The following is a 26,915-nucleotide window of genomic DNA, read 5'->3' as shown; positions in this document are numbered from 1 at the left end:
AACAATAATTTATAAAATAAAAAATCCGAAGTTTAAACTTCGGATTTTTTTATGCTTTTTGATTTGAATATTGTTTTCGAATTAAAGACGATAATCGCAATTAAAATTAACGCATATCCTGCCATTTGTAATTCCGAAACGGGTTCGCCGTAATAAAAAATTGCTAGAAAAAAATTAACTATTGGATTCAAGTAAATTAAAATTCCAACCGTAGAAGAATCGATTCCTTTTAGAGCAAAATTGTTTAAAAACATCGGAATAATTGTAAACAAAACCACAATCATCATAATACATTGGTAAAACACAGTTTCTGTTGGCACTGGCCCTGCGAACATAAAAACAAGTGGTAACATCAAAACTGCAACAATTAATAATTGCGTCATTAAGAGATTAAAACTATCAAATATGTTTAAGCTTCGCTGAATAATTAGATACAAAGCAAACGCAATTGCGACAAATAAACTGTACATCAAATCTGTAAAATGCCCAATCGAAAGAATTAAACACGCAACAATACTTATAAAGACAGCAATCCATTTTATTTTCGTTAAATGTTCTTTGAGTAAAACAAACGCCAAAACCGTTGTAATAATGGGACAAACTAAATACGAAAGCGATGCTGCTTGCACGCTAACTTGATTCATTACGATGATAAAAACCAACCAATTTGACATCAAAATAATAGAACCGCCAACAATCAAACTCACTAATTTATTCTGTTTCTTTTTGGTTAAAGACTTAAATAAATCCCAATCTTTTTTGATTTTATCTCGTCTAAATCCAACATTTATAACCACTAAAAAGAAAACTGAAATGTATAAACGGTAAAATAAAATATCCAAAGAAGGATATTCTGCAATAGGCTTTAAGCCAAAACTAAAAAATCCCCAAAGAAAATAGGCGATTATTGCTGCAAGTATATATTTTGATTGATTCATAATTTGGCGTCAATTTGTACAAATGTATCGAATATACAATTCTGAAATGATTATTTTTGCCTTAAATTTTTTAGATGGAAAATCTTTTTACAGACGAATATTTTATGCGAATTGCACTTAACGAAGCTGCTACAGCTTTTGAACGAGATGAAATTCCTGTTGGTGCAATTATTGTCACAAACAACAAAATTATTGCAAAAGCACATAATTTAACCGAAACATTGACCGATGTAACCGCGCATGCAGAAATGCAAGCCATCACTTCGGCAGCAAATTATTTGGGTGGTAAATATCTACAAGATTGCACACTTTATGTAACATTAGAACCTTGTGTAATGTGTGGTGGAGCGCTATATTGGAGCCAAATTTCGAAAGTAGTTTATGGTGCTTCTGATCCTAAAAGAGGTTTTAAAGCAAAGATTGGAGAATTGCATCCAAAAACTGAAATTGTAAGCGGTGTTTTAGAAGATGAATGTGGTTTGATTATGAAAGAATTTTTCCAAAGAAAACGCTAAATTCCTTTCAAAATAGACAAAACCTCTGCATAATGCTCGATAAAAGCCATGTGTCCACCATTATATTGATACAAATGGATATTTGGCAATTCGGGAATTAGGGTTAAAAATAATTCAGGATTAACGGTTTCATCATTCATACCAACAACAATGTATATTCCGCCTTTAAAATCATATAAAACACTCGACCGATCTGGACGTAAACGCATTCCTTTTAATGCTGCACAAACGCCAGCAATCGGAGTTGTTAAAGCAATTTCTTTAATTTTATTTAAGTCATTCTTAAAATTTTCGCGATGATGCGCCGCAAACAAAGACGGCATACTAAAATTAACCAAAGCCTTAAAATTTTTACGCGCTGTTTCGCAAGTTCGTAAACGTTGATTTTTCTTCGCTTCGTCATCCGCCAAAGTCGACGAATTTAGTAAAACAATATTTTCAACACGTTCGGGATACAAATCTGCCAACGCACACGCCACATAACCACCCATTGAATGCCCTATAAAAGTTGCTTGCGCAATATTTAACACATCTAAAACAGCAATTACTTCGTCCACCATTTCTTCCATTGTATTTTCCTCATTGTCCGTTTCAGAATTTCCATGACCAAGAAGATCTAACGTTATAATCTGATGTTGATCTTTTAAATCAGCTCGAAGATTATTCCAAATAGAATGATTTTCTAAAAATCCATGCAAAAAAACAAAGCTTTTTCCTTCGCCCTCAACCTCATAATACAACATAAAAAATATTTGGTTTAAATTTTGTTTATAGTAAGCCCCAAAATTACAACAATGAAAAAATATATTCCAGTTTTAATCTTAAGCATTACAATTGCAATTCTTTTTACGTATTGTAAAATTACGAATCGCGCAGATAAACAAGAAAATACAATTGCTGTTACCGATAATATTTCTGCAACTCAAAATAATGCAACCTTACCTTTATCACTAAAAAATAACACCGAATTAAAATTAGTAAACGGAAAAGGTGAATTTTTACTTGATAAAAATACAAAAGAGCAACAGACGTATAGTTTCAGAAATGATAATTCAAAAGAAGTTTTTATTGAATTAATTCCTGCTAATGACACCGCAAATCTTCGTATCAATCAAATTATTTCGCCAACTAATAAAAGCGATGGACCTTTTGGACGAGATTTGGTTTATAATTTATCTGAAAAAGGCGTGTATCAAATCAAAATTGGAGAAAGTTTGATGCAAGGCGATCCATTTCGAGGAAAATATACCTTGAAGTTGCAGTTAAAATAATTACTTTTACAACTCAATTACTGAGTTATGAAATGGACTTTTATTACTTTTTTTGCCTTCGCAACATTTTATGGTTGCACAGATAAATCTACGCCTACAATTTACCCAAGTAAAATTGGCGTTGATTCGGCTTATGCAGATTTAATCAAAAAAGATAAGCCCGTAGAAAATAGCGAAAATGTAATGAAAGAGGAAGAAAAAGTAGTTGCAACAAAAAAAGTAGTCGCGAATAAACCTCAACAAAAAGTAATTTCTAGTGTTGATAAAATTGTTCAGTTAAGTGCGAATAATACCATTCAAAATTTAGAAATCAGTTTTGCAAAAGCGAAAGCTGAACCTACAAAAGTAGCTGGACAAACCAATACATTTACATTTAATGCTGATTCGGCAAAAAAGGTTTGGATTAAAATTTCTGCGCAAGATTCTTTAGCAAATATCAGAATTAATCACATCAAAGGACCTGTAGATTCTATAAAAGGTGGACCTTTTGGAAAAGAAACTATTTTTGAATTGCCTGCTCGTGGTGTTTATCAATTTTCGATTTCGGAGAAACCTACAAATAAAACGCCTTATGCAGGAAAATATAAAGTTGAATTGAAATTATTGTGGAAGTAATTTTTAATTAGAGCTTGAGATCCTGAAACGAGTTCAGGATGACCTACTGATTTTAGAAAAGAATCGTAAAAGATTACAAAAACTCTTTGTCATATTGAACTTGTTTCAATATCGCATCAAAAAATACATCATGCGTTCCTGAAACACATTTATGGCAACTTAAAATCATGGAAATCTATTATTTATAATACAACTTATAATTTAGAGAATAATTCCCAAACAAATTTTGTTGTTCAAAATCCGAATTTTTATCTTTATTAAAATGTACAAATATTTTTGATTTCTTTTTGACTTCAATCAAATCAAAATAACCATTGGCTTCGGCGCAAAATGGATTATCGTAAGCCGTTTCAAAACCAATAAAATAGTTTTTAGCTTCATTCGGTTTGAGTTTTAAATGAATCGGAAAAATATATTTTCCATCATAATCTTTATCCACAGAAAACCATTTTTCGGGAATTAAACTTTCCTTATCATTTATAGATTTTACGATTATTGGTTTAAAGTAATAATAAGGATTACAATAATTTTTCTTTTTAATTTTAGATTCAAATAAAATCTCAATTGCAACAATTTCGATTTCTTTTTCAGTAGGAAGTTGTAAACTTGAAAATATTTTTAAGCCAATATTTGTATGATCTGTTAAACGTGTAACATTTTTATACTTTGGTCGAAATTGTTTGTATTTCGAATAATTCTCGATTTTAACTTGATTCAAATTAATTGTATCAAGTTCTTGTGCAAAACTACTTATCGAAATCAAAAAAAGTAAGAAAAACTTCATTTTATAAATATAAAAAAAGCCTGATTATAAAACCAGACTTTCAAAATTATTCTATTTTAAAGCAATTTAGATTAAGTTTAAAACTTGCTCTAAATCTGCCAATAAATCATCAATATCTTCGATACCAACAGACAAACGAACTAAATCATCTGTAATACCAATTTCAGCACGTTTTTCAGCTGGTATAGACGCATGCGTCATTGTAGCTGGGTGATTTGCTAAAGATTCTACTCCACCTAAAGATTCTGCTAATGTGAAAACTTGTAAATTTTCTAATAATTTAAATGCATCTTCTTTTTTGGCAGAAGTTAATGTAAATGTTACCATTCCACCGAAATCCTTCATTTGTTTTTTCGCGATTTCGTGTTGTGGATGATTTTCTAAACCTGGATAATAAACGTGTGCAATTTTTGGATGAGCATCTAAAAAACGAGCAACTTTCATCCCGTTAGAACAATGACGATCCATACGAACAGCCAATGTTTTGATACCACGTAAAACCAAATACGAATCTTGTGGTCCTAAAATACCTCCTGTCGCAAATAAATTGAAGTGAACGTCTGTTGCTAATTGATCTGAATTAACCACGATTGCACCTGCAACTAAATCTGAGTGACCTCCTAAATATTTTGTCGCCGAATGCATTACGATATCCGCACCCAACTCTATTGGACGTTGTAAATAAGGTGAAGCAAAAGTGTTGTCAACCGCAACTAAAACATCTGCTTTTTTTGCTTTTGCAGCATCATTTACCGCTTTTATATCAACAACTTTCATCAATGGATTTGTTGGTGTTTCAATCCAAATCATTTTTGTATTATCGTTCATTAATGCTACAACAGCATCTACATTTGTCATGTCTACAAAATGAAATTTTAATCCAAATTTCTCATAAACACGTGTAAATAAACGGTAAGAACCTCCGTATAAATCATCCATTGCGATGATTTCGTCACCTGGAGAAAATAATTTTAAAACGCCATCAATTGCTGCTAATCCAGAACCAAATGCAAAACCTGCAACTCCACCTTCTATAGATGCTAATGCATTTTCTAAAGCAGAACGTGTTGGATTTGCTCCACGAGAATATTCGTATCCTTTGTAATCTCCCGGAGATTTTTGTGCAAATGTTGAAGTTTGATATATCGGAGTCATTACAGCTCCTGTAGACGGATCGTGTTGTTGACCACCGTGTATAGCTTTTGTATTGAATTTCATTTCAGTAAAATTTAAAGTATAACAAATATAGTGAGTTTTATCTATTCTACGTTTTAAAGTATTGTTAGAAATTAATTCGGAATATTTTTGGATTGAATATGTATATTATCTACAACATAAATATCAAAAATAGAAGGTTTAACTTTTATAATTGCATGATTTTTTGAAACATTTATTTCCTTTAATTCGGTATATAATTTTTCATTCAAATCTATTTTTTCTTCTTTTCCTTTAAAAATAATTCTCAAAGTATAAAAATATTTTCCACTATTAACCTCTAAAATTTCACAATTCTCTGTAATTATAGGTTCTTTCGCAAAATCATAAATAATGTGTTTTAATCCATAATAGAAAGGTATTGAGACTAAAATAGCATAATAGATTGAAATCAAAATACTAGCATCCCAATAATTTGATTCAATTAATTTACGTTTAATAATTGGAATATTTAATATTAGCAATATTAAACTCATCATCAATAAAAACAAAATAATAAAATACCACCATTTAAAATTAAATAGAATTATCTCGTCATATTTATAAAAAAGATATCCAATGATAAAACAAAAAATGGATATTAATTGTGAAATTCTTGTAGAAAAAAATTCTTTTTTCTCTACTTGATTCTTTTTGATAGTTTTCTTATTTTTTTTAGCCATTAACTAAATAATTCGTGTAATACTTGCAACGATTTTGGCTTCTTAAAATTGTTGGTATGTATTTGATAATATTTCACCAAAATATCCAATAACAATGCACGCTGCATTTGATTAAATGTATTTTTTGAAGCTTCCGTAAAATTGATTTCCAATAGTTTTTTGAATAAAGCCGTTTCGTCTGCTTTCAACATATTAATAGAAGAATTAGAATTGGTAAAAAAACCATTTTCTAAATCGAATAAAGAAGATTCTTCGTTTTCTAAATTTGGATAAAATCCTAAAAAGTGCGTCAATTGCATTAAAAAAATCAAATGAAAATCTGCAAAATCATCTTTCTTTTGATCAAATTCTTTTAACGAATGTTCGATATAAAAATACAATTCTGGATTATCTGATTCTTCTTTCAAAACCAAATTTAAAATTTCGGCTAAAAAGAAAACAATCGCCGATTTGATGGGATGAAAATGTAAGGTTTCGTAATAATGCGCAGTTTGAGCTGATTTTAGAAAAACCAATTGTTGCTCATTTGACTTGGATTGAAAACTTAAATCAATCTCAGCCAAAGGAAAATACAACGATGTATTGCGCTTTTTTTTGGTAAAAACACCTTTTGCTATAAAAGATTTTAACCCAACATTTTGCGTATAACATCTGATGATTAAACTTGTATCTCCGTATTTTAAACTTGAAAGTATTATTCCTTTTGTCTCAACTATTTTCATTAACGCACAACTGCAATTTTCAATGTTTTGGTTTCCGTTCCATCAGAATTCATCATCAAAACTAAGTAAATTCCAGACGCAACCGCCTTTCCTTTTGCATTATTTGTGTCCCATTCTACAATTCCACCTTCCGCTTTTGATTCGTAAATAAGATTTCCGACAACATCTGTAATCTTAACTAAAGCACGATTTGGTAGATTTTTTATGGTAATTTTTCCGTTATATTCAGGACGATAAGGATTTGGATAAGCGATTGCATTACTAAAATTTGTTGCTTCCGAAGAAACATCTCCATTATAAGAAACAACACCTTTTTCTGTTGCAAAATAAACTTTTCCTGTCGACTCATCTACCGAAATATCGTAGACAATATCCGAAGGCAACGGCGAATTTTTAGATGTAAAATGAAGAATTGTACGATCTCCAGAATCTGAAACATAATAAACTCCTGCGCCATCTGTTGCAATCCATTTACGATTAGCATTATCTACTTTTATTGCATTAATTCCGACATCTGTTAACAAAGCCTCTGGTATACCATCTTGTACAATAACTATTGGCTCTACATTAATATTTTTTGTAGCTATTGCATCATCAGCTCCATATAAAATAACAAGACCTTGTCCCGTACCTATCCATAACGTATTTGATTTATCACTTGCTAATGCTAATACATTATTAATTGGAAGTTTACTATTAGATGTAGTTATCGTAATAACTTCTGTATTATTTTTATCTAAAACTGTAATTCCTCCATCTCTAGCATTTGGATAATAGATATAGGATGCTGTAGTTTCTGGAGATAATGCAACAGAAGCTATGTTGTGATTTTTTTGAATTGTTTTCCAACTTCCATTAGTTCTCGATGCATAATAATTATACATCCAATCTGAAGTAAAATTATCTGGAAAAGATGTACCAACATATAAATTTCCATCTTGATCATATGAAATACCTGCAATTCTAGAACTTGGAAACTGATTTGTTAATATTTTGGTTGGTTTTAAATCATCTCCAAATTCTAATAAATCTGTACGACCATTAATATCTCGGTTATCTTTATTAAATGAAGCTATTACAAATGAATTATTATCTTTTGCTGGATGAGCTGCTATTTTTAAAATATCTTTTGCTCCAAAAATTTCTTGAGAACTAAAGTTTATCCATTTCTTCGCATTATAATAGAAAAATCCATCTGCATTACCTAAAACATTAGTATAACCATCAGTTCCTCCTGGCGCAATCCAAACTTTTCCATTTTTTGTAGTAACTGAAAAGGAGTTGTTATTATATGGGCCATCTGGTGAATAACCAAAAGCATTTTCTACATTATAAGTACTTTTTTTAGAGAAATCAACCAATCCAAATTTTGTTGTTCCGCCATATAATGTATTGTTGATGAAAATTGCAGTATTAAAATTCATCTTTAAACTTTGCAGTACACCATTTGCATCTTTTTCTTGATAAGTAATATCTTCTGAACTTCCTCCTAAAATTGAAACTTGATCATTTTGAGTAATAACTAATTTATTATTTGATGATTTTAAATCAAGAATTGTGTTGAAAGTTCCAACTGAACTTCCTGCTAAATTTCTTAAATCTGAACCAACCGCGTAATAGACTTCATTATTATTTAACTCAATATTCGAAATATTTTGACCACTAATGACAGTTGTCCAAGTATTAATATTTGGATTATTTAATTTATTCTTTAATTCGTTTGAGTAAATTCCATTCGAAGTTGCGATATAAAGTGTATTATTTAAAACCGTTGCATCATTTACAACAAACGTATTAGTTCGTGTTGTTTCTTTAAATTCTTCTTCCGCTAACGAATACGAAACGACACCAAAAGCACCCGAAATAAAAGCAATACCATCGTGAATATAAATATTATTGACTTTTTTATCGCCATTAAAACCATTCCACTTAATATCCAAAACCATGGTTGATTCTCCAGATTTCAATAAATCTAAACCACCATTTGCATAACCAACCAAAAACGCATCCGAAGCCTCATCATAAGCCATTGCAGAAACGTCTACGTTATTCAAATAATTTGTTTTATTTAATTTAATCCAATCAGCTGTTGGGTTTTGAGGGTTGAACAAGAAAATCCCGTTCTCTGTTCCGCAATAAATAATTCCCTTCACTTGCTCCAAAAACTTCACGTTATTGTACGAGAACAAGTCGTTCCAACGTACTTTATCGTTTTGAGCGTTTAAACAAGTGAAAATCATCGCAATGATTAAGAATAATTTCGTCTTCATATGCACAAAAATACTGTAATTTATAACATCGTTTTTTGTTAAAAATTGTATTGATTAATGCATTAAGTCAAAAAACTTACCCGGAAGTGTTGTAATTGCGTGCTTTAATTCTAAATCTAACAAAATTGGCATTAACTCATAAGATTTCAAATTAAGGTCAAAAGACATTTTATCGATGTGTTGTTTTCCTTGATTTTTAAGATAATTTACTATCAGTTTTTCGTCGTCTGTAAAATCAATAAATAAGTTTAATTGATTGGTTTGTTTGTTCGAATCAAAATTGAAATACTCAATAATATCTTTCGAATTTTCGATTAAATATGCTTGTTGTGTTTTTATCAAATAATTGCATCCAACACTCAACGAATCGGTCGTTTTTCCTGGTAATGCAAAAACTTCTCGGTTATATTCGTTGGCAAATTTAGCAGTCACCAAACTTCCTCCTTTAAAAGCAGATTCTACCACAATTGTAACATCCGTTAAACCAGCAATAATACGATTTCGTTGCAAAAAAGCTTCTGGCACAACGGCTTTAAAACTTGGTTGTTCGGTAATCCAACCTCCATTTTCAAGCATTTCGTAGGCTATTTTTTTATGAGCAGCAGGATAAATTCGTTCAAAATTTGTTCCCATCACAGCCCAAGTCGAAAGTTTATTTTTAAGTGCTTGCGAATGTGCTTCGATATCGCAACCATATGCCAAACCGCTTATAATTTTAATATCAAAATCGGCAATACCTTCGCATAATTCGGCAATAAAATTTCGTCCATAATTTGACATTTTACGTGTTCCGACAATAGAAATCTTTTTCACATTTAATTGATTAAACGCTACATTTCCTTTGCAAAAAATAACCAAAGGTGCATCAATACATTCTTTTAACATTTGTGGATACGTTTCATCATAAAAAGATATAATCTTGATTTGATTTTTGTCACAATACTCAATTTCGTTAAAAGCGAGATCTAACCATTTTTTATTACCAAAATCTTTGCTGATTTTAAATCCAATTCCCGAAATTTGCATTAAATCTTTTGAAGAGCTATTCCATGCTTTTTTTGCAGATCCAAAAAACTGAATAATTTTTCGAGCAGTTATATCGCCAATTCCTTTCTGAAAAGATAATGCTAATATGTAAGGTAAATCGGTTTGCATTGAGTTAAATTATTAATATTTAGCTGAAAATGAACAACTTTAAGTATTTATTTTTTGTAAAATCTAAAAAAAATGTTAATTTCGTAATATGAGGTTAGAAGAGCATATTAGTCAATTATTGTATAAGCATGATTGTGTAATTGTACCGCAGTTTGGTGCATTTATTACAAATGCTGCAAATGTGTCGTTTGACGAAAAGACGAACACATTTATTGCACCTAAAAAAGAGCTTTCTTTTAATTCTACACTTACAAAAAGTGACGGAATATTAGTTAATAAAATTGCTTTAGACGAGCCAATGTCTTTTGATGCTGCCCAAACTTTTATAGACGAGCAAGTTTATTTTTGGCAAGAACATTTAAAAAATGGTAAATCACTTACCTTAAAAAATATAGGTTCTTTACAATTTAACGAAGCTGGAAAAATCGATTTCAAGCCTTTTAATGATCAAAATTATTTTATTGCTGCCTACGGATTATCAAATTTACAAGCCAATTACATTTTAGATTCGTCTAAACAAACTTCTAACAAACACATGTCAAAATTTTTAGCCGCAGCCTCATTAATTCCCATTATTGTTGGTGGCTTCCTATATTTTAATACGCCGCAACCCGTTCAAAAATTTGTAACAGAGCAATGGAGCGGTTTAGTTTTGCCTATGATTGGTAAAACAGAAACAAAAGTAGATGATGCAAAAGTTGTAAAATATGATGTTTACAATATGCCTCAAACTATTGCAGATCCGTCTTTGGTAGAATATCAAATTGCGAAAACTGTAACAGAAACAGATTCAATCGAAACACCAAAAAAAGTTGAAATTACAGTTGTAAAAGAAACTAAAATTAGTGAAACCGAAAAAGAAGTTACCGCTATTGTAAAAGAAAAACCTGCTACAAAAGAAGCTGTAAATAAGAAGATTGAAAAAGTAGAAAAAACAGATAAAGCAATTGCGAAAACAAAATCTAATCTTAAAGTTGATAAAAAAGAAAAAGAAGTTGTTTCTGCGCCTGTAAAATCTACAACTAAAAAATACCAAGTAATTGCTGGTTCTTTGCGCCGCGCAGAAGATGCAGATAGAATGTTGGCTGATCTTAAAAAACAAGGTTATAAAGATGCTGGAATTTCTTATTTAAAAGGACGTTATTATTATGTGACTTACAGTAGTTTTAACGACATGCAACAAGCACAAAAATACATGAACGAAATTAATAAAAAAGCACCTGGAACTTGGGTTAGAACAGAAAATTAAACACAATATTATATTTAAAAAGGTTGCACAATGTGCAACCTTTTTTGTTAGAATGAATAAATGAAAACGCTATTTCCAGCCGCCGCCTAAACTTTTGTAAATGCCAACAACTGTACTTAATTGTTTTTCTTTTGTCTCGATTAATTCCATTTTAGCATCCAATGCATCACGCTGTGTCATTAGAACTTCTAAATAATCGGCACGCGAATTTTTGAATAATTGATTGGCGATATCAATGGATTGATTTAACGCTTCAGTTTCTTTCGCTTTATAATCATAGCTTTTTTCTAAATTATTAATTTTAGACATTTGATTCGCAACATCTAAATAAGCATTCAACACCGTTTTATCATACTCGTACAACGCCTGTATTTGACGCGCATTTGCGGTATTAAATTCTGCTTTTATCGCACTTTTATTAATCAAAGGTGCAGCTAAATCTCCCGCTAAAGAATACAAAATAGATTCGGGCATTTTTACCAAATAAGATGGTTTAAACGCTTGTAAACCCAATACTGCAGAAATATTGAGCGATGGATAAAACTCTGCTCGCGCAACTTTTACATCTAAACTTGATGCTTTTAGCTCTAATTCTGCTTGCTTAATATCTGGTCGATTTGATAACAATTGTGCTGGAATACCTGCATACATTGTTTGCGGAATCATATTTGTAAATTCAGAATTATCGCGTTTTATTTCTTGAGGATAACGCCCCAATAATGCATTAATTCTATTTTCTGTTTCTGTAATTTCTTGACGAATATTAAATTCTTCACTTTCAGATTTTAATAATTCAGCTTCAAATTTTTTAACAGCTAATTCGGTTCCTCTTGCAGCTTGCTTCTGAATTTTAACCACTTCTAACGCATTTTTTTGAAGTGCTATATTTTGATAAATCAATTCTAATTGACTATCTAACGAAAGTAATTCATAATACGACGAAGCAACTTCGGCAATTAAGTTTGTCAAAACAAAATTCTTTCCTTCAACTGTTGATAAATAACGCGCAATAGAAGCATCTTTTGCAGTTCTCAATTTCTTCCAAATATCCACTTCCCATTCTGCACTAACTCCAGCCATATAGTCCATCAACGGATCTGGAATTCCTTTTCCTGGCTCCATTTCTGTTGAGGCATCACCCGCACCTTCGCTTGTATAACGCGCTACTTTATCAACCCCAGCCCCAATTTTTGCACTAACAGTTGGGCTGAGTTTTCCATTTTTATACATCACTTCATTTTTTGCAATTTCAATTTCTTGAAGCGTAATCATTAATTCTTGATTATTTTTTAAAGCCTCATCTATTAAATTGACCAAATTAGGATCTGTAAAAAATTGTTTCCAAGGTGTTAAGCCAGAATTTAATGACGCATCATCATTCTGACTATTCGTATAACTTTCTGGAATTTTTGGCGCTTGATGATTTTCAATTTCTTGACTAACAGCAGGCGCTTTACAACTCCACAACATTATTCCGAAAACACCTATTCCGATTATATTTTTAATTCTATTTTTATTCATTGTCAACAATTTCTTCTGATAATGGATTTTCATCTTCGTATTTTGTCAACTGCATTTTATCTGCAATTGATCCAAAAACAACATATAAGCCAGGCACTATAAATAACCCGAAAATAGTTCCGAATAACATACCACCAGCAGCAGCTGTTCCAATTGTTCTGTTTCCGACTGCACCTGGACCAGATGCGATTACTAATGGAATTAATCCTGCAATAAATGCAAAAGATGTCATCAAAATTGGACGAAAACGAACTCCTGCACCTTCAATTGCCGCTTTTACAATTGAAAAACCTTCGTTGTGTTTCTGAACGGCAAATTCAATAATCAAAACTGCATTTTTACCAAGTAATCCGATCAGCATTACCATGGCCACTTGCGCATAAATATTATTCTCTAATCCTAATAATTTTAATAAAAGAAATGCACCAAAAATACCTGTTGGTAAAGACAAAATAACTGGTAAAGGCAATATAAAACTTTCGTATTGCGCGGCTAAAATCATGTAAACAAAAGCTAAACAGATTAAGAAAATAAAGACCGCTTCGTTACCACGCGCAACCTCATCCTTCGAAATACCTGCCCAATCAATTCCAAAACCACGCGGCAATGTATTTTTTGCAACTTCATTAATTGCAGCAATTGCTTCTCCACTACTGTAACCTGGCGCTGGCGTACCACTAATTTCTGCGGAATTGTACATATTATGACGCGTAATTTCTGATAAACCATACACTTTTTCTATTCGCATAAATGCAGAATATGGCACCATTTCTCCTTGGTCATTTTTTACATATAATTTTAGTAAATCCTCTGGTAATGCACGATATTCGGGCGCTGCTTGTACCATTACTTTGTAAGGTCTATCATATTTAATAAAACTTGTTTCGTAATTACTACCAATCAAAGTTGAAAGATTATCCATTGCATTTTCTATTGATACACCTTTTTGCTCGGCTATATTGTTGTCAATTTTCAACATATATTGAGGGAAAGATGCACTGTAAAACGTAAATACCGAACTTAATTCTGGACGACGACTTAACTCTTTCACAAAATCGCGACTAACTTCTTCCATTTTATGATAATCACCACTTCCTGCTTTATCCAATAATCTCAACTCAAAACCTCCTGCGGCTCCATAACCAGGAACTGAAGGCGGCTGAAAAAATTCGATATTCGCACCATTTATATCGCCAGATTTTTCTTCTAACTCTTTGATTATTTCTTCTGCAGATTTAGAACGTTCGTCCCAACCTTTCAAGTTAATCAAACATGTACCTGAATTTGCTCCCGTACCTTCTGTCAAAATTTCATAACCTGCTAATGAAGAAACTGATGAAACGCCATCAATTTTCTCTGCAATTTTCTGTAATTTTTGTGCGACATCATTTGTTCTTTCTAAAGTAGAACCTGGCGGTGTTTGTATAATTGCATAAAACATACCTTGATCTTCGTTCGGAATAAAACCTGTTGGCAAACTATTATTTAGGAAGAAAACTCCAGCACAAAAAGCCAATAATAATCCAAATGTTACGGTACGTTTGTTGACCGTTTTTGTTAATACTTTTTCGTATTCAAATGATCCTTTGTTAAATAAATGATTAAACTTGATTAAAAATCGATTCAATAATGTTTTCTTTCTTGGTTTTCCGTGATTATTTTTCAAAATCATTGCACATAATGCAGGCGTCAATGTTAAGGCTACAATACCCGAAAGTATAATTGATGTTGCCATTGTAATTGAAAATTGACGGTAAAAAATACCTACTGGACCCGACATAAAAGCAACCGGAATAAACACCGCTGCCATTACAAATGTAATTGCGATAATTGCTCCACTAATTTCTTTCATTGCTTCTTCTGTTGCGCGTAAAGGCGAAAGATTTTCTTCTTCCATCTTAGCATGAACAGCCTCTATCACTACAATTGCATCATCGACGACGACACCAATTGCCATAACCAAAGCAAATAATGAAATTAAGTTTAATGTAATTCCAAAAAACTGCATCAACGCGAATGTACCGATCAACGAAACTGGAACCGCCAATGCCGGAATTAACGTAGAACGCCAATCTCCTAAAAATAAAAATACCACAATACCTACTAAAACAAAGGCTTCGAAAAGTGTATGAACCACTTTTTCCATCGACGCATCTAAGAATTTAGAAACATCGTAACTGATTTCGTAATCCATTCCTTTCGGAAAATTGTTTTCTTTTAAATCAGCCATCAACGTTTTGATGTTCTTAATAACTTCGCTGGCATTACTTCCGTACGATTGTTTAATGACAATTGCAGCAGACGGTTTTCCATTCAATGTTGAATAAATATCATACATCGAACTTCCAAATTCGATATCTGCAACATCTTTCAGTTTCAACGCTTCTCCATCTGGATTTGCTCTTAAAATGATATTTTGATATTGTTCTTTTGTACTGTATCGTCCCGAATACTTTATGACATATTCAAATGATTGCGAACGTTTACCAGAACTTTCTCCCGTTTTACCAGGTGAAGCTTCGATACTTTGCTCATCTAAAGCTTTCATAACATCGTCCGCAGAAATTTTATACGCATTCATACGATCGGGCTTCAGCCAAATACGCATTGCATATTCTCGGTTTCCTAAAATATCTGCATCACCAACACCATTTATACGTTTTAATTCAGATAAAATATTGATATCTGCATAATTGTATAAAAACTGTTGATCTGCTTTCGGATCTTTACTATACAAGTTGAGGTACATTAACATGTTTGACTCTTCTCGCGTAATTTTAACTCCTTCTCGCACAACTAACGGCGGAAGTTTATTCACCACCGAAGAAACACGGTTTTGCACATTAACTGCAGCAATATTGGGATCGGTTCCTAAATCAAAAATAACTTGTATAGAAGCTTCTCCATCATTCCCAGCGTCTGATGTAATGTATTTCATTCCTGGTAAACCATTCAACGCTCTTTCAAGTGGAATAACAACAGATTTTATTAACAATTCGTTGTTTGCACCAGGATATTCTGCTGTAATATTAACCTTTGGCGGAGAAATCGAAGGAAATTGAGTTACGGGTAATTTTACTAATGATAAAATTCCTAAAAAGACAATAATCAACGATATGACAATCGATAGAACTGGTCTTCGAATAAATTTATTGAACATAATTTTGTCTTTTAAGAATTAGTTTGCTTTAAGTTGTAATGCTGAAAACACTTTTTTAGGAGCGATGTATTTTGTTTTCACTTTATCATCATCTTTTACTTTTTGCACGCCTTCTAACAAAATTTTATCGTTTTCGTTAAGCCCACTTTCTACCACAAACAAATCGGGCATTTCTGTACTAACGGTAATATTTCGAGATTTTACAACGCCATTTTTATCCACAACAAAAACATATTTTTTATCTTGAATTTCGTACGTTGCTTTTTGCGGAATTAGTAAAACATTTCTTAACGGAACCGTCATTTGTACTTTTCCCGTTTCGCCATTTCTTAATAAATGATTTGGATTAGGAAAACGCGCACGGAACGCTATATTACCCGTTTCGTTGTTAAACTCTCCTTCTATCGTTTCTACTTTTCCTTTTTCTGGTAAAGGTTTATTATTTGCCAAAATCAACGCAACTTGATCGCTTCCACGGTCTTTTGTATTGGTTTGATAATCTAAGTATTCAGGTTCAGAAACATTGAAATAAGCAAACATTTGCGAATTATCTGATAAGTTTGTCAACAACATTCCTTCGTCAATCAAACTTCCCAATTTCATCGGAAGACGGTCGATAACACCAGAAAAAGGCGCTCTAATATCTGTAAACGATAAATGTAATTGGGCTAATTGCATTTCGGCTTTCGATTTCTCTAAATGCGCTTGTGCAATAGCTTGCTCGCTTTTAGAAACCACATTATTATCTGCCAAAGTTTTCGAATTTTGCAATTCGATTTGCATCTCTTTAACTTCTGCTTTGGCTTTTAAATATTCTGCCTGATACATTTGCGGCATTATACGAAACAGCAATTGACCAGCTTGTACATATTGCCCTTCGTCCACATAAATTTTCTCAAGAAAACCTTTTTCTTGTGCGCGAATTTCGATGTTACGAACAGATTGTATCTGAGAAACATACTCTTTATTTAAGATGGTATCCATTTTTAACGGGCTTGTTACTGGATAATCTTTCACTTCTTCTTTTTCCTGTTTTTTTGATGTACAACTTGTTGCCACCAAAACAGTACTTAGAGCTACAAACAATGCGACTCTTTTCATAAATTCTTCTAACTAATTAATGTAAATGATTAAATTTTTTTCTCGAATGAAGTAGTTTTTCGAAAAAATATTACACACAAAATACCTTGATTTAGATAAAAGTATCTAAACTAAATTTTGCCGTAATTTTAGTAAATAGTAAAAAAATCAAATGCGAATTGTACGTAACAAAATGTACTTACAGCTCGAAAATTTGATCGTTTTATTGTAGAAGAAACGTTTTTTTCTTAATCCTTTTAAAGTAAGGTGTAAGACTAAAACTATGCTTAATAATTTGACACAAGTATCTAAATCTATTTTATCTGATAATTGTATATCATCATCAGATTGTTCAATACTTGGGCTTAATTCTTGAAGTTGACTAATAAGTGAAGTTGATGTAAATTTACTTTCTACACATTTCTCTGCGTGATTAGTTGTTGAAAAATCGTGTAAAACTGTTTGTGATGTAAAATTTACTTGTGAATTTTGAGTAGATGCCAGCACTTTAGTTTCCGCAAAAAATAGCAGAAATAAAGCAGATAACAAATATGTGATAAACGTTCTCATAATTCAAGGTCAAATGTAAGATTAGAATTAATACAACAATCGGTATTAACATTTTTTAACTCTAAATTTTTTGTTAATAAAATAAGCTATTCATTTTCAGTTTTTTATTACTTATGAAACATCTTTTTCTAAACTCGAATATTTTACAGAAATTTGCACCTCAACAAACAAAAGTTTATGTCTAAAGCAAAAACAGCAAAAGAGTCATTAGCGGTAATGACAAACTTAGTGCTACCAAACGAAACCAATAATTTAGGAAATATGTTTGGAGGCGAATTATTAGCGTCAATGGATAGAATTTCGTCGATTTCTGCAAAAATGCATGGCGGTAGTTTCTTGGTGGTTACGGCAAGTGTAAATCACGTTGCGTTTAATATTCCGATTCCGATGGGAAGCACTGTTAAGTTAGAATCTAAGGTTACACGCGCGTTTAAATCGTCAATGGAAGTTTATGTAGACGTTTATGTTTACGATTACGAAAAATGCATTTATAACCAAACAAACAGCGGAATTTATACTTTTGTTGCGGTTGATAATGATAATAAACCTGTACAAGTTCCTGAATTGATTCCTGAAACGGAACAAGAAATCGAACGTTATGAAGCAGCTTTACGTCGAAAACAATTAAGTTTGATTTTGGCAGGAAGAATGAATCCTGCTGATGCACATGAATTGAAATCTCTTTTTATAACAGCATAAAAAAAAGTCGAAACTTAGGTTTCGACTTTTTTAATTTTATCTTGTTGTATTTAATCTTTTCCAGATAAACGATCAATCACATATTCCACCTCGGTTTTGCCGTGTGGCTTTGGTTTTCCGTCTTCATCAAGATTTACCATTGTAATTTGATCTACTGTAATAATGGTTTCGTGTGTCATTTTATTACGCACTTCGCAATGTAAAATCAACGATGTTTTTCCGAATTTTAACACCTCAATTCCAATTTCTACAATATCACCTTCGCGGGCAGAAGCCATAAAATTAATTTCGGACATGTGTTTTGTAACAACATGCGAATTTTCTAATTGTATAATGCTATATAATGCAGCTTCTTCATCAATCCAAGCTAATAATTTTCCTCCAAAAAGAGTTTTATTTGGATTTAAATCTTCTGGTTTGACCCATTTACGCGTGTGAAATTTCATAATCTTCCTTTTTAAAATCGTGTTTACTTTCTGTTGCTAATCGATTAGCATCTGTAATAAACTGAACTAAATTTACGGCATATTTTCCTTCTAACAAAGATTCGTTTTCACTCATCAAAGCTTCCGAAATTTCTGCAATTGCATTGGGATGAAAATTCTTTTGCTCGGTAGAAATTTTATTTGAACAACATACATTTTTTAAATCACTGTAAATCATTTGATTTAAATATTGATCGCCAATTTTTACGGTTCCTTTTTCTGCAATAAGTGTAATATTACTTTCAAAATTTTTGTTGAATGTAGAGGTTGTATAAATCATGTGTCCAACTGCGCCATCAGCCGTAAAATCTACACAACCAGAATCATCAAATTGTGTAACTTCTTGGTGTGTAAAATTGTAACTTTTAGAGTTTGTACAGATAACCTCATCAAACCAAAAATTCATAATATCAACAAAATGAGAGAATTGCGTAAACAAAACACCGCCATCCATTTCTTGATTGCCGTGCCATTCTCTTAATTTGTAATAATTGCGATTACGGTTCCAATAACAATTTATATTAATCATAAAAACTTGACCCAACGAATGATTGTCGATCAAGTTTTTGACATATTGTACAACCGGCGAAAAACGAAGTTGCATGGATGTAAAAACACGAAGATTTTTTTCTTCTGCAACTTTCAATATTTCATTTGCATCTTCTACTGTTAATGCAATTGGTTTTTCAATCAAAACATTTTTTCCGGCTTTTAAGCAACGTATCGCATGTTCGCGGTGCAAACCGTTTGGCGTAGATATTATTACGACATCAGTTTGTTTATCATCTATCAAAAAACTTTCGAGTGTAGAATAGCCTTTGATTGATAAATCGTCGGGCAAATTAAAATCGATAACCGAAATTAATTGTGCATTTTCTGCCTCTTCTATTGCTTGTTGATGTACACGTCCAATGTGACCGTAGCCTAAAATGGAAAAATTCTTCATTGAATTTATTTAATTATTTTCTCTAAAATCTTTTGTGTGATTAGGTAAGTTGGTTTTACACCAGTTAATCCTAAACCACCAGATGCTAAAGTACTTCCAGTTTCCAATGGATTATCAGAAGCGTAATATGCGTACATTACTTTAACATCTTTATCAATGTGATGTCTAATTTTTGAAGCAACTTGAATTGCTTTTTGGTAATGCGCACCTTCCATTTCTAATCCAATTGCTTGGAAAGATGAATATTTAAAGTACTCTAAAATATCTTTATTTTGTAATGAAGTTCCTAAAACCGAAATCATTGGTCCTTCGTAAACACCTAATCCTTGTCCTTCGAAATCTGCAGCAGTTAATTCGTTTTCAAAAACATAATTATCTGTTGTTCCTTCAAAAACGTGCGCTGTTGCAATCATAATATCACCTTTATTTCCTTCTAAAATACCGGCTTTACCCATAATTGCGACAGATTTTACATTCATTTTAAAACGAACATCTCCCACTTTATATGGTTTCAATAATTCGTCCATCGCTTCAAATGCTTGCTCTCCAAATGCATAATCCATTACAATAATTACGTCATCATTTTTTGCTTTCGCATAAGAAAATGCTGTATTTGCAATGTTTACTTTAGATAAATCAATAATCTGAACGTTGATATTTGTTCCTGATTGATCTTTGATATAAACTAAACCATTTTGTTGCGCATAATCATTTAACGATTCGCGCATCATTTTGTTGTTTGCAGCACTCAAATCTTCGTAAATATCTACACTATCTACTTTGTATTTCTTTTTTAATGCGTCGTAAGCATATAACATGTTCGACACACTGTGCATATTTGCAGAAATAATGTGAATATTTTTGTCTTGAAGATTATTCTCGAATAATACTTTTTTGATTTCGTTTGCCCATTTTTCACCAATCATGTGATGTCCAATCGACTCGCGTAATGTAGACGTAAACGTAATTTCGCGTTTCTTAATTCCTACACGATCTTGTTGACTAGTATGACCCATCCAATAAACGATTCTAAAGAAACGATCTTTATCTTCTGAAGTACTAAAATAATCATGTATACCTTGCGTTTCTTCAAACGTTCTACCTAAAATTGTAGACAAATGCATTAAAGCAACCTCGCGGTCTTTACGAGAAATTTCTACTTCACTAAAAACAACGCCTTCTATCACTTCCCACACTCTACTTTTAGATAGTGTTTCGTTGTTAAAAGCTCTATTCCTAATTTTATCTGCTTCGTTGTATAAAAACGTTAAATGCGTTAAAACATCATAAATATCAGAACGACCACGAGAAATCTCGATATTCATTTGGTCATCATCAATTCGGTAACAAAAACGTCTTCTTTTTGCTGGAATAATTGGTGTAAAGATTGAACGATCGTAACCTTCGTCAGATGTAAAACACACATAAGGCGTTTCTACAATACCTTCTGGCAAACGGTCTAAAACATACATTAAACCACTTAATTCAACTTTATTTGGGTCCGTCATTGATCCATAAATCTCTGGATCGATTTCGAATAATAAATTTCTTAAAATTTTTCCAGGTGCAGCTGATGGGCGATACACTCCTCTATGAAACAAATGACGCATTGAAATATATAATTTTTCAATCGCATCAGTAGATCTTCTTGCTCTTGTTATTGACATAAATTTTTTACTTTTTTTGGTTGTTTAATTCTTTTTGAATGGCCATTAATTCGTCGTACCAATCTTGTCCAAATTTTCGAACTAACGAATCTTTTGCAAAAGTTGCGACATTAACTTTCAATTCTTTTCCTAAGGTACATGCATCTGAGCAAATATCCCATACGTCGTAGTTAACAGACGTAAAATTTGAAAATTCCTTAACACGAACTGGGTATAAATGACAAGAAATTGGCTTTTTATAATCAATTTTACCTTCTTCGTAGGCTTTTTCTATCCCACATTTCGAGAAACCATTGTCCTCAAAAACCAGATAAGCACATTCGCGGTTATTGACCAAAGGTGTTACCCATTCGCCATCGGTATCCATTGTGTACTTTCCTTCATTTTCAATCACCGCAATTCCTTCGGGACGTAAATAAGGTTTTACATTTTCGTAAATATCGTCTAAAACAGTTAATTCGTCTTCATTCAGTGGTGCTCCGGCATCGCCTTCTACACAACAAATCCCTTTACATTTGTTAAGATTACAAACAAAATCTTCATTCAGAAGTTCTTCAGATACAAGGGTTTTTCCTATTTGGAACATGTTACAGTATAATTTTGTAACAAGCAAAGATACGGCGATTTCCTTAGAATAATGTAATTTTGTAGAATAATAATGGATAACCTACTTTCAAAAATCAATCATCCTAAGCAACTTAGGGCTTTTGAAACATCTCAGTTAACCGAGTTAGCACACGAGATGCGAGAATTTATTTTGGATACTTTAAGCGTAAAACCAGGACATTTAGGCGCAAGTTTGGGTGTTATTGAGTTAACAATTGCGTTGCATTATTATTACAATACACCAAATGATTTATTAATTTGGGATGTTGGTCATCAATGTTATCCACATAAAATTTTAACTGGTAGAAAAAATATTTTTGAATCGCTTCGACAAAAAAATGGAATTTCAGGTTTTCCTTCTCGAATAGAAAGTGAATTTGATACTTTTGGAACTGGACATTCTTCTACCTCAATTTCGGCAATTGTCGGAATGGCAACTGCGGATAAAATCAATCAAATAAAACGAAAACACATTGCTATTATTGGCGATGCTTCAATTACTTCTGGAATGAGTTTAGAAGCGCTAAATCATCTCGGATCAACAGATTTAGACGTTTTGGTTATTTTAAATGACAATGATATCGGGATTGATCCTTCGGTTGGTGGTTTAAAAAAACATTTTAAATCACTCAACAATCCAACACAAAATATATTTACAGATTTCGGTTTAAATTTTATCGGAACAATTGATGGTCATAATTTTACTGATTTATTAAATGCTTTTGAAAAAGCTGATACGATAAATGGTCCAAAAGTTTTACACATTAAAACAACCAAAGGTAAAGGTTACGAACAAGCCGAAAATGACCAAGTAAAATGGCATGCGCCTGGACTTTTTAACAAAGAAACGGGAGAAATTGTAAAAAGTAATCCGCCCAAAACATACCAAGATGTTTTTGGCGAAACAATGCATCAACTTTTAGCTGAAAATAAAAAAATTGTTGCCATTACGCCTGCTATGATTACGGGAAGTAATTTGGCAAAATCTCATCACGATTTTCCCGAACGTGTTTTTGATGTTGGTATCGCAGAGCAGCACGCCGTTACATTTGCGGCTGGTTTGGCCACTCAAAATACAATTCCGTATTGTGTTGTTTATTCAACGTTTTTACAGCGCGCTTACGATCAAATTATTCATGATGTTGCTTTGCAAAATTTACCTGTTATTTTTTGCGTCGATCGTGCAGGTTTTGTCGGAACTGATGGTGCTACGCATCATGGTGTTTTTGATATTTCGTTTTTGCGCGATATTCCGAACATGATTGTTTCTTCTCCACGAAACGAAAAAGATTTCAGAAATCTTTTATATACTGCGCAATTTACAACCCAGCCTTTTGCGATTCGTTATCCGAAAAATAAAATTTCTACAACTAATTCTTTAACTTTTGAAAAGATGGAAATTGGAAAATCAGAAATTATTTTTGAAGGAAATAAACTAGCAATTCTTTCTACAGGATTGATTAGCGCTCGTGTCGAAGAAATTATTAAACAAAATAAGTTACAAGATAAAATTGCGTTGATTGATTTTCCATTTATCAAACCATTGGATCAAAATCGTCTGAAAGCAATTGCTTTAAAATATCCAACCATAATTACTTACGAAGATGGAATAAAAACTGGTGGTTTTGGATCATCTGTTTCAGAGTTTCTAAATACACTTCATTACAAAGGAAATATCACGATAAATGGTTATCCAGATGAATTTGTAGAACATGCTTCTATTGCCGAATTAGAGGAACTTGTTGGCTTGGATGATCATTCTATTTTAGAAATGATTTTGAGTTATATTTAATTTCGGTACAAGAGTTGTAATGCGTTAAACAAATATTAATACAAAAACAATGAAAAAAATAATCGGTTTATCTTTTTTAACAGTAATGTTGGCTTTGCAATCTTGTGGAACAACAAGTAATATGCAAGAGTTTTATGCAAAATATGACAATCAAGCAACTGTAGTTCCATTACCATCTTTTGCATTAAAATTAGCAGGAAAAGTTAGCGGAACAGAATTGTTTAGCTATTTAAAATCAGCAAAAGTATTTGTAATTAGCGATGCTGGAGAAGCAAAACAAAAACGTGTAATGCGCGATTTACAATCATCTGTTCGTGGCGAAAGCTTTGAAAACATGGTTAAATTAAAATCGAAAAGTAACAATTTAAACGTTTCTATTAAAGAAAATGGAGGTCGTGTAAACAAAATGATTTTTGGAGTTAATGGACTTAGAAACGTTTTGGTGATTGATTCTAAATTAGATATTCCGAGAGCAGAATTAGACAAAGCTTTAGACAAAATTAATGCAGAAGACATTCAGGATTTAGCAGATATTTTAAAATAATAGAAAAGTCAGTTTTTAACTGGCTTTTTTCTTTCAAATTACTTTGTAACTTTGCTGCATGAGTGGAAAATTATATTTGGTACCAACACCAATCGGAAATTTAAAAGATATGACCTTTAGAGCTGTTGAAGTGCTAAAAGAATCGGATGTTGTTTTGGCAGAAGATACGCGTAACAGTGGTATTCTTTTAAAACATTACGAAATTTCTACTCCAATGCGCAGTTATCACATGCATAATGAGCATCAAGCTACAGAAGATATTATTCGTCAATTACGAGAAGGACAAATTATATCGATTATCACAGATGCCGGAACTCCTGGTATTTCTGATCCTGGTTATTTATTAGCCAAAGAATGTGTTGCAAATAATATTATAATTGAATGTTTGCCTGGTGCAACAGCTTTTGTACCTGCATTAGTTGTTTCGGGATTACCAAATAACGAATTTACATTTGTTGGATTTTTACCCGTAAAAAAAGGAAGAAAATCTAAATTAGATTCATTAGTCGCAGAACCTAAAACAATGATTTTCTACGAATCACCTCATAAAATTGGAAAAACTTTAAAAGATTTAGCCGAGGCTTTTGGTGCTGAAAGACGTGCAAGTTTATCACGTGAAATCTCAAAGAAATTTGAAGAAACTTTACGCGGAACTTTAACAGAATTAGCTGAAATAGCTGAAAAAAGAAATCTAAAAGGGGAAATGGTTTTAGTGGTAGAAGGTGCTCCACATTAATCCGTAAAACGAATATCTTTGATATTTAATTGCCAAGTTCCTTTTCCTTGCCAATAATTCATTCCGATTGTATAAACCATTTCAAAAGTTTGTCCTTTCTCTAATTGTGGACCAAATTTACCAAGTTTAAAACCAATTGCAGGAAATGTAACACGTGTATCATTTTGATGTACAAACAAACGCGCATGCTCTTTTCCGACCAATCTAAAATCGGTTGCAACTAAATTTCTCGAAATAAAAACAGGATTCATGTTTTCTGGACCAAAAGGCGCCATTCGCATCACCGTTTCTAAAAATGTTTTTGTAATATCATTAAAAGAAAGCTCTTTATCAATTTCGATAGAAGGTTTAAAATAACGTCCATCCGACATTTCTTTTACAGTTCTATCAAAATCAATTTTAAATTGTTCAAAGTTTTCTTCCTTCAAAGCCAAGCCTGCCGCAGCCATATGACCACCAAATTGCGTCAGTAAAGCCTTGTTTCTAGCAATTGCTTCGTGTATATCAAACTCTTGTACAGAACGCGCTGAACCTACTAATTCGCCTTCGTAATTTTTTGTAAAAACAATGGTTGGTTTATAATACAAATCGACCAAACGCGAGGCAACAATACCAATTACGCCTTTGTTCCAAGTTGGATCATAAACAATTGTCGAATATTTTTCGGTTGTATTGATTAGATTTAATTGTCGTAAAGCACTTTCGGTAATGTCTACATCGATCACTTTTCGCTCGTTATTCAATGAATTTATATCGCTCAAATATCGTTTACAATCTTCTTCATCTCTACTCAACATAAATCGAACAGCTTCTGAACCGTGTTTTATACGACCCGCAGCATTAATTTTTGGAGCGATAGAAAAAACTACATTCGAAATATTAACATTGTTCCGAATATTAGTTGGAATTAAATGCTGAAAAGCCAATCGTGGTTCTGAGTTTAATTTTTTTAAACCTGCATAAGCCAAAATTCTATTTTCACCCGTAATTGGAACAATATCCGCAGCAATACTTACAGCGACTAAGTCTAAAAGTGGAAGTAAGTTTTCTTTGGGAAGATTAAATTTCTCTGTATAAGCTTGCGCCAATTTAAAACCTACACCACAACCGCTCAAATCTTTGTACGGATAGCGACAACCACGTTGTTTTGGGTCGAGAACCGCATAAGCTTTTGGCACAGATTTATCGGGAAGATGATGATCACAAATAATATAATCTATCCCTTTAGATTGGGCATATAAAATTTGTTCGTGAGCTTTTATTCCACAATCTAGCACAATAACTAGAGAGATATTGTTGTCTAAAGCGAAATCTATACTTTGTTGAGAGATTCCGTAACCTTCGTTATTTCGGTCAGGAATATAAAAAAAGACATTCGAATAGATGGAAGTCAGAAACTCATAAAAGAGTGTTACTGCAGTCGTTCCATCTACATCGTAGTCTCCAAATATTAAGATATTTTCGTTGTCTTCTATTGCATTTTTAATTCGGGAAACAGCGTCTGCCATTCCTTTCATCAAAAATGGATCATGTAAATTGTCTAAAGATGGATTAAAATACGATTTTGCTTGTTCAAAATCTGTAATTCCTCTTTGGGCTAATAAAATAGCAAGTGTCTCAGAAATGTTTAACGATTGTTGCAAATCATTAATTATCTCAGTTGAGGGTTGTTGTTTTATATCCCATGTTTTTTCCATCTCTTAATCTACAATA

General features: G+C 32.3%; 25 protein-coding genes. 8 read left to right on the top strand and 17 right to left on the bottom strand.

Going from position 1 to position 26,915, the window contains the following annotated elements; translation table 11 throughout:
* Positions 1 to 32: 32 nt before the first annotated feature.
* Entirely contained in the window at positions 33 to 938 is a 906-nt protein-coding gene (locus BM072_RS03380; protein WP_092906564.1) for an EamA family transporter, read from the bottom strand.
* Between the two features lie 74 nt (positions 939 to 1,012).
* On the opposite strand from BM072_RS03380, the gene BM072_RS03375 reads away from it, so the two are divergent.
* Positions 1,013 to 1,453, top strand: coding sequence for a nucleoside deaminase (locus BM072_RS03375; RefSeq protein ID WP_092906562.1), 441 nt, complete (start codon positions 1,013 to 1,015; stop codon positions 1,451 to 1,453).
* Here the strand turns inward: BM072_RS03375 and BM072_RS03370 are convergent.
* The gene (locus BM072_RS03370; protein WP_092906560.1) at positions 1,450 to 2,196 is read right to left on the bottom strand and encodes an alpha/beta fold hydrolase; all 747 of its coding nucleotides are present in this window, start codon (positions 2,194 to 2,196) and stop codon (positions 1,450 to 1,452) included. The genes BM072_RS03375 and BM072_RS03370 overlap by 4 nt on opposite strands.
* Positions 2,197 to 2,247: 51 nt before the next feature.
* Here BM072_RS03370 and BM072_RS03365 point away from each other — a divergent pair, with 51 nt between their 5' ends.
* Positions 2,248 to 2,724, top strand: coding sequence for a hypothetical protein (locus BM072_RS03365; protein ID WP_092906558.1), 477 nt, complete (start codon positions 2,248 to 2,250; stop codon positions 2,722 to 2,724).
* Between the two features lie 27 nt (positions 2,725 to 2,751).
* A complete protein-coding gene (locus tag BM072_RS03360) occupies positions 2,752 to 3,339 on the top strand; it encodes a hypothetical protein (protein WP_092906556.1) in 588 nt (195 codons plus the stop codon).
* Between the two features lie 178 nt (positions 3,340 to 3,517).
* Here BM072_RS03360 and BM072_RS03355 read toward each other — a convergent pair whose 3' ends face one another.
* From BM072_RS03355 to dprA, 6 genes are all read right to left on the bottom strand, one after another.
* Positions 3,518 to 4,123, bottom strand: coding sequence for a hypothetical protein (locus BM072_RS03355; RefSeq protein WP_092906554.1), 606 nt, complete (start codon positions 4,121 to 4,123; stop codon positions 3,518 to 3,520).
* A 66-nt stretch (positions 4,124 to 4,189) separates the two neighbouring features.
* Positions 4,190 to 5,341 carry a cystathionine gamma-synthase gene (locus tag BM072_RS03350; protein WP_092906552.1) on the bottom strand — a complete coding sequence of 384 codons (1,152 nt, stop codon included), beginning with the start codon at positions 5,339 to 5,341 and terminating at the stop codon, positions 4,190 to 4,192.
* A gap of 71 nt (positions 5,342 to 5,412) precedes the next feature.
* Positions 5,413 to 6,000, bottom strand: a complete 588-nt coding sequence (locus BM072_RS03345; RefSeq protein ID WP_092906550.1) for a hypothetical protein — start codon at positions 5,998 to 6,000, stop codon at positions 5,413 to 5,415.
* Positions 6,000 to 6,722, bottom strand: a complete 723-nt coding sequence (recO, locus tag BM072_RS03340; protein ID WP_092906548.1) for a DNA repair protein RecO — start codon at positions 6,720 to 6,722, stop codon at positions 6,000 to 6,002. The genes BM072_RS03345 and recO overlap by 1 nt, the downstream gene beginning before the upstream one ends.
* Positions 6,722 to 8,992 (bottom strand): type IX secretion system anionic LPS delivery protein PorZ, encoded by a 2,271-nt coding sequence (gene porZ / locus BM072_RS03335; RefSeq protein ID WP_092906546.1) that lies wholly within the window; start codon positions 8,990 to 8,992, stop codon positions 6,722 to 6,724. The genes recO and porZ overlap by 1 nt, the downstream gene beginning before the upstream one ends.
* Before the next feature lie 54 nt (positions 8,993 to 9,046).
* Positions 9,047 to 10,147, bottom strand: a complete 1,101-nt coding sequence (gene dprA / locus BM072_RS03330; RefSeq protein ID WP_092906544.1) for a DNA-processing protein DprA — start codon at positions 10,145 to 10,147, stop codon at positions 9,047 to 9,049.
* Positions 10,148 to 10,235: 88 nt separating this feature from the next.
* On the opposite strand from dprA, the gene BM072_RS03325 reads away from it, so the two are divergent.
* Positions 10,236 to 11,396 (top strand): HU domain-containing protein, encoded by a 1,161-nt coding sequence (locus BM072_RS03325; RefSeq protein ID WP_092906542.1) that lies wholly within the window; start codon positions 10,236 to 10,238, stop codon positions 11,394 to 11,396.
* Between the two features lie 69 nt (positions 11,397 to 11,465).
* On the opposite strand, the gene BM072_RS03320 is transcribed toward BM072_RS03325, so the two are convergent.
* The 4 genes from BM072_RS03320 to BM072_RS03305 form a co-directional block, all read right to left on the bottom strand.
* Complete coding sequence (locus tag BM072_RS03320; protein WP_092906881.1) at positions 11,466 to 12,917, bottom strand: TolC family protein; 1,452 nt, start codon at positions 12,915 to 12,917, stop codon at positions 11,466 to 11,468.
* On the bottom strand, positions 12,910 to 16,077 hold the full coding sequence (locus BM072_RS03315; RefSeq protein ID WP_092906540.1) for an efflux RND transporter permease subunit: 3,168 nt from the start codon (positions 16,075 to 16,077) through the stop codon (positions 12,910 to 12,912). Before BM072_RS03315 ends, BM072_RS03320 begins: the two co-directional genes overlap by 8 nt.
* An 18-nt stretch (positions 16,078 to 16,095) precedes the next feature.
* On the bottom strand, positions 16,096 to 17,178 hold the full coding sequence (locus BM072_RS03310; RefSeq protein WP_092906538.1) for an efflux RND transporter periplasmic adaptor subunit: 1,083 nt from the start codon (positions 17,176 to 17,178) through the stop codon (positions 16,096 to 16,098).
* A 147-nt stretch (positions 17,179 to 17,325) separates the two neighbouring features.
* Positions 17,326 to 17,727, bottom strand: coding sequence for a hypothetical protein (locus BM072_RS03305; protein WP_092906536.1), 402 nt, complete (start codon positions 17,725 to 17,727; stop codon positions 17,326 to 17,328).
* A 177-nt stretch (positions 17,728 to 17,904) separates the two neighbouring features.
* On the opposite strand from BM072_RS03305, the gene BM072_RS03300 reads away from it, so the two are divergent.
* Complete coding sequence (locus tag BM072_RS03300) at positions 17,905 to 18,426, top strand: acyl-CoA thioesterase (protein WP_092906535.1); 522 nt, start codon at positions 17,905 to 17,907, stop codon at positions 18,424 to 18,426.
* Positions 18,427 to 18,476: 50 nt separating this feature from the next.
* Here BM072_RS03300 and BM072_RS03295 read toward each other — a convergent pair whose 3' ends face one another.
* Genes BM072_RS03295 through BM072_RS03280 form a run of 4 tightly spaced genes read right to left on the bottom strand, consistent with a single transcriptional unit; the run spans position 18,477 to position 22,110 of the window.
* Complete coding sequence (locus BM072_RS03295) at positions 18,477 to 18,872, bottom strand: acyl-CoA thioesterase (RefSeq protein WP_092906533.1); 396 nt, start codon at positions 18,870 to 18,872, stop codon at positions 18,477 to 18,479.
* Positions 18,853 to 19,857 (bottom strand): Gfo/Idh/MocA family protein, encoded by a 1,005-nt coding sequence (locus tag BM072_RS03290; protein WP_092906531.1) that lies wholly within the window; start codon positions 19,855 to 19,857, stop codon positions 18,853 to 18,855. Before BM072_RS03290 ends, BM072_RS03295 begins: the two co-directional genes overlap by 20 nt.
* Positions 19,858 to 19,862: 5 nt before the next feature.
* Entirely contained in the window at positions 19,863 to 21,524 is a 1,662-nt protein-coding gene (locus BM072_RS03285; RefSeq protein WP_092906529.1) for a DUF6909 family protein, read from the bottom strand.
* Positions 21,525 to 21,531: 7 nt separating this feature from the next.
* Entirely contained in the window at positions 21,532 to 22,110 is a 579-nt protein-coding gene (locus BM072_RS03280) for a DUF3109 family protein (RefSeq protein WP_092906527.1), read from the bottom strand.
* 72 nt (positions 22,111 to 22,182) lie between these two features.
* Here BM072_RS03280 and BM072_RS03275 point away from each other — a divergent pair, with 72 nt between their 5' ends.
* Genes BM072_RS03275 through rsmI form a run of 3 tightly spaced genes read left to right on the top strand, consistent with a single transcriptional unit; the run spans position 22,183 to position 25,202 of the window.
* A complete protein-coding gene (locus tag BM072_RS03275; protein ID WP_092906525.1) occupies positions 22,183 to 23,922 on the top strand; it encodes a 1-deoxy-D-xylulose-5-phosphate synthase in 1,740 nt (579 codons plus the stop codon).
* A gap of 49 nt (positions 23,923 to 23,971) precedes the next feature.
* Positions 23,972 to 24,466, top strand: a complete 495-nt coding sequence (locus BM072_RS03270; RefSeq protein ID WP_092906523.1) for a DUF4252 domain-containing protein — start codon at positions 23,972 to 23,974, stop codon at positions 24,464 to 24,466.
* 58 nt (positions 24,467 to 24,524) lie between these two features.
* Entirely contained in the window at positions 24,525 to 25,202 is a 678-nt protein-coding gene (gene rsmI / locus BM072_RS03265; protein ID WP_092906521.1) for a 16S rRNA (cytidine(1402)-2'-O)-methyltransferase, read from the top strand.
* Here the strand turns inward: rsmI and recJ are convergent.
* Complete coding sequence (recJ, locus tag BM072_RS03260; RefSeq protein ID WP_092906519.1) at positions 25,199 to 26,899, bottom strand: single-stranded-DNA-specific exonuclease RecJ; 1,701 nt, start codon at positions 26,897 to 26,899, stop codon at positions 25,199 to 25,201. The genes rsmI and recJ overlap by 4 nt on opposite strands.
* Positions 26,900 to 26,915: the final 16 nt, after the last annotated feature.

Origin of the sequence: Algoriella xinjiangensis (assembly GCF_900115015.1) — a bacterium.
Lineage (GTDB): Bacteria > Bacteroidota > Bacteroidia > Flavobacteriales > Weeksellaceae > Empedobacter > Empedobacter xinjiangensis.
The sequence above is the reverse complement of the archived record's forward strand: the minus strand, read 5'-3'. Positions and strand labels throughout refer to the sequence as shown.

Excerpts from the sequence above, each read along its gene's own strand:
- BM072_RS03380 (WP_092906564.1), bottom strand. The coding sequence starts at position 938 with ATGAATCAATCAAAATATATACTTGCAGCAATAATCGCCTATTTTCTT.
- BM072_RS03375 (WP_092906562.1), top strand. The coding sequence starts at position 1,013 with ATGGAAAATCTTTTTACAGACGAATATTTTATGCGAATTGCACTTAAC.
- BM072_RS03370 (WP_092906560.1), bottom strand. The coding sequence starts at position 2,196 with ATGTTGTATTATGAGGTTGAGGGCGAAGGAAAAAGCTTTGTTTTTTTG.
- BM072_RS03365 (WP_092906558.1), top strand. The coding sequence starts at position 2,248 with ATGAAAAAATATATTCCAGTTTTAATCTTAAGCATTACAATTGCAATT.
- BM072_RS03360 (WP_092906556.1), top strand. The coding sequence starts at position 2,752 with ATGAAATGGACTTTTATTACTTTTTTTGCCTTCGCAACATTTTATGGT.
- BM072_RS03355 (WP_092906554.1), bottom strand. The coding sequence starts at position 4,123 with ATGAAGTTTTTCTTACTTTTTTTGATTTCGATAAGTAGTTTTGCACAA.
- BM072_RS03350 (WP_092906552.1), bottom strand. The coding sequence starts at position 5,341 with ATGAAATTCAATACAAAAGCTATACACGGTGGTCAACAACACGATCCG.
- BM072_RS03345 (WP_092906550.1), bottom strand. The coding sequence starts at position 6,000 with ATGGCTAAAAAAAATAAGAAAACTATCAAAAAGAATCAAGTAGAGAAA.
- recO (WP_092906548.1), bottom strand. The coding sequence starts at position 6,722 with ATGAAAATAGTTGAGACAAAAGGAATAATACTTTCAAGTTTAAAATAC.
- porZ (WP_092906546.1), bottom strand. The coding sequence starts at position 8,992 with ATGAAGACGAAATTATTCTTAATCATTGCGATGATTTTCACTTGTTTA.
- dprA (WP_092906544.1), bottom strand. The coding sequence starts at position 10,147 with ATGCAAACCGATTTACCTTACATATTAGCATTATCTTTTCAGAAAGGA.
- BM072_RS03325 (WP_092906542.1), top strand. The coding sequence starts at position 10,236 with ATGAGGTTAGAAGAGCATATTAGTCAATTATTGTATAAGCATGATTGT.
- BM072_RS03320 (WP_092906881.1), bottom strand. The coding sequence starts at position 12,917 with ATGAATAAAAATAGAATTAAAAATATAATCGGAATAGGTGTTTTCGGA.
- BM072_RS03315 (WP_092906540.1), bottom strand. The coding sequence starts at position 16,077 with ATGTTCAATAAATTTATTCGAAGACCAGTTCTATCGATTGTCATATCG.
- BM072_RS03310 (WP_092906538.1), bottom strand. The coding sequence starts at position 17,178 with ATGAAAAGAGTCGCATTGTTTGTAGCTCTAAGTACTGTTTTGGTGGCA.
- BM072_RS03305 (WP_092906536.1), bottom strand. The coding sequence starts at position 17,727 with ATGAGAACGTTTATCACATATTTGTTATCTGCTTTATTTCTGCTATTT.
- BM072_RS03300 (WP_092906535.1), top strand. The coding sequence starts at position 17,905 with ATGTCTAAAGCAAAAACAGCAAAAGAGTCATTAGCGGTAATGACAAAC.
- BM072_RS03295 (WP_092906533.1), bottom strand. The coding sequence starts at position 18,872 with ATGAAATTTCACACGCGTAAATGGGTCAAACCAGAAGATTTAAATCCA.
- BM072_RS03290 (WP_092906531.1), bottom strand. The coding sequence starts at position 19,857 with ATGAAGAATTTTTCCATTTTAGGCTACGGTCACATTGGACGTGTACAT.
- BM072_RS03285 (WP_092906529.1), bottom strand. The coding sequence starts at position 21,524 with ATGTCAATAACAAGAGCAAGAAGATCTACTGATGCGATTGAAAAATTA.
- BM072_RS03280 (WP_092906527.1), bottom strand. The coding sequence starts at position 22,110 with ATGTTCCAAATAGGAAAAACCCTTGTATCTGAAGAACTTCTGAATGAA.
- BM072_RS03275 (WP_092906525.1), top strand. The coding sequence starts at position 22,183 with ATGGATAACCTACTTTCAAAAATCAATCATCCTAAGCAACTTAGGGCT.
- BM072_RS03270 (WP_092906523.1), top strand. The coding sequence starts at position 23,972 with ATGAAAAAAATAATCGGTTTATCTTTTTTAACAGTAATGTTGGCTTTG.
- rsmI (WP_092906521.1), top strand. The coding sequence starts at position 24,525 with ATGAGTGGAAAATTATATTTGGTACCAACACCAATCGGAAATTTAAAA.
- recJ (WP_092906519.1), bottom strand. The coding sequence starts at position 26,899 with ATGGAAAAAACATGGGATATAAAACAACAACCCTCAACTGAGATAATT.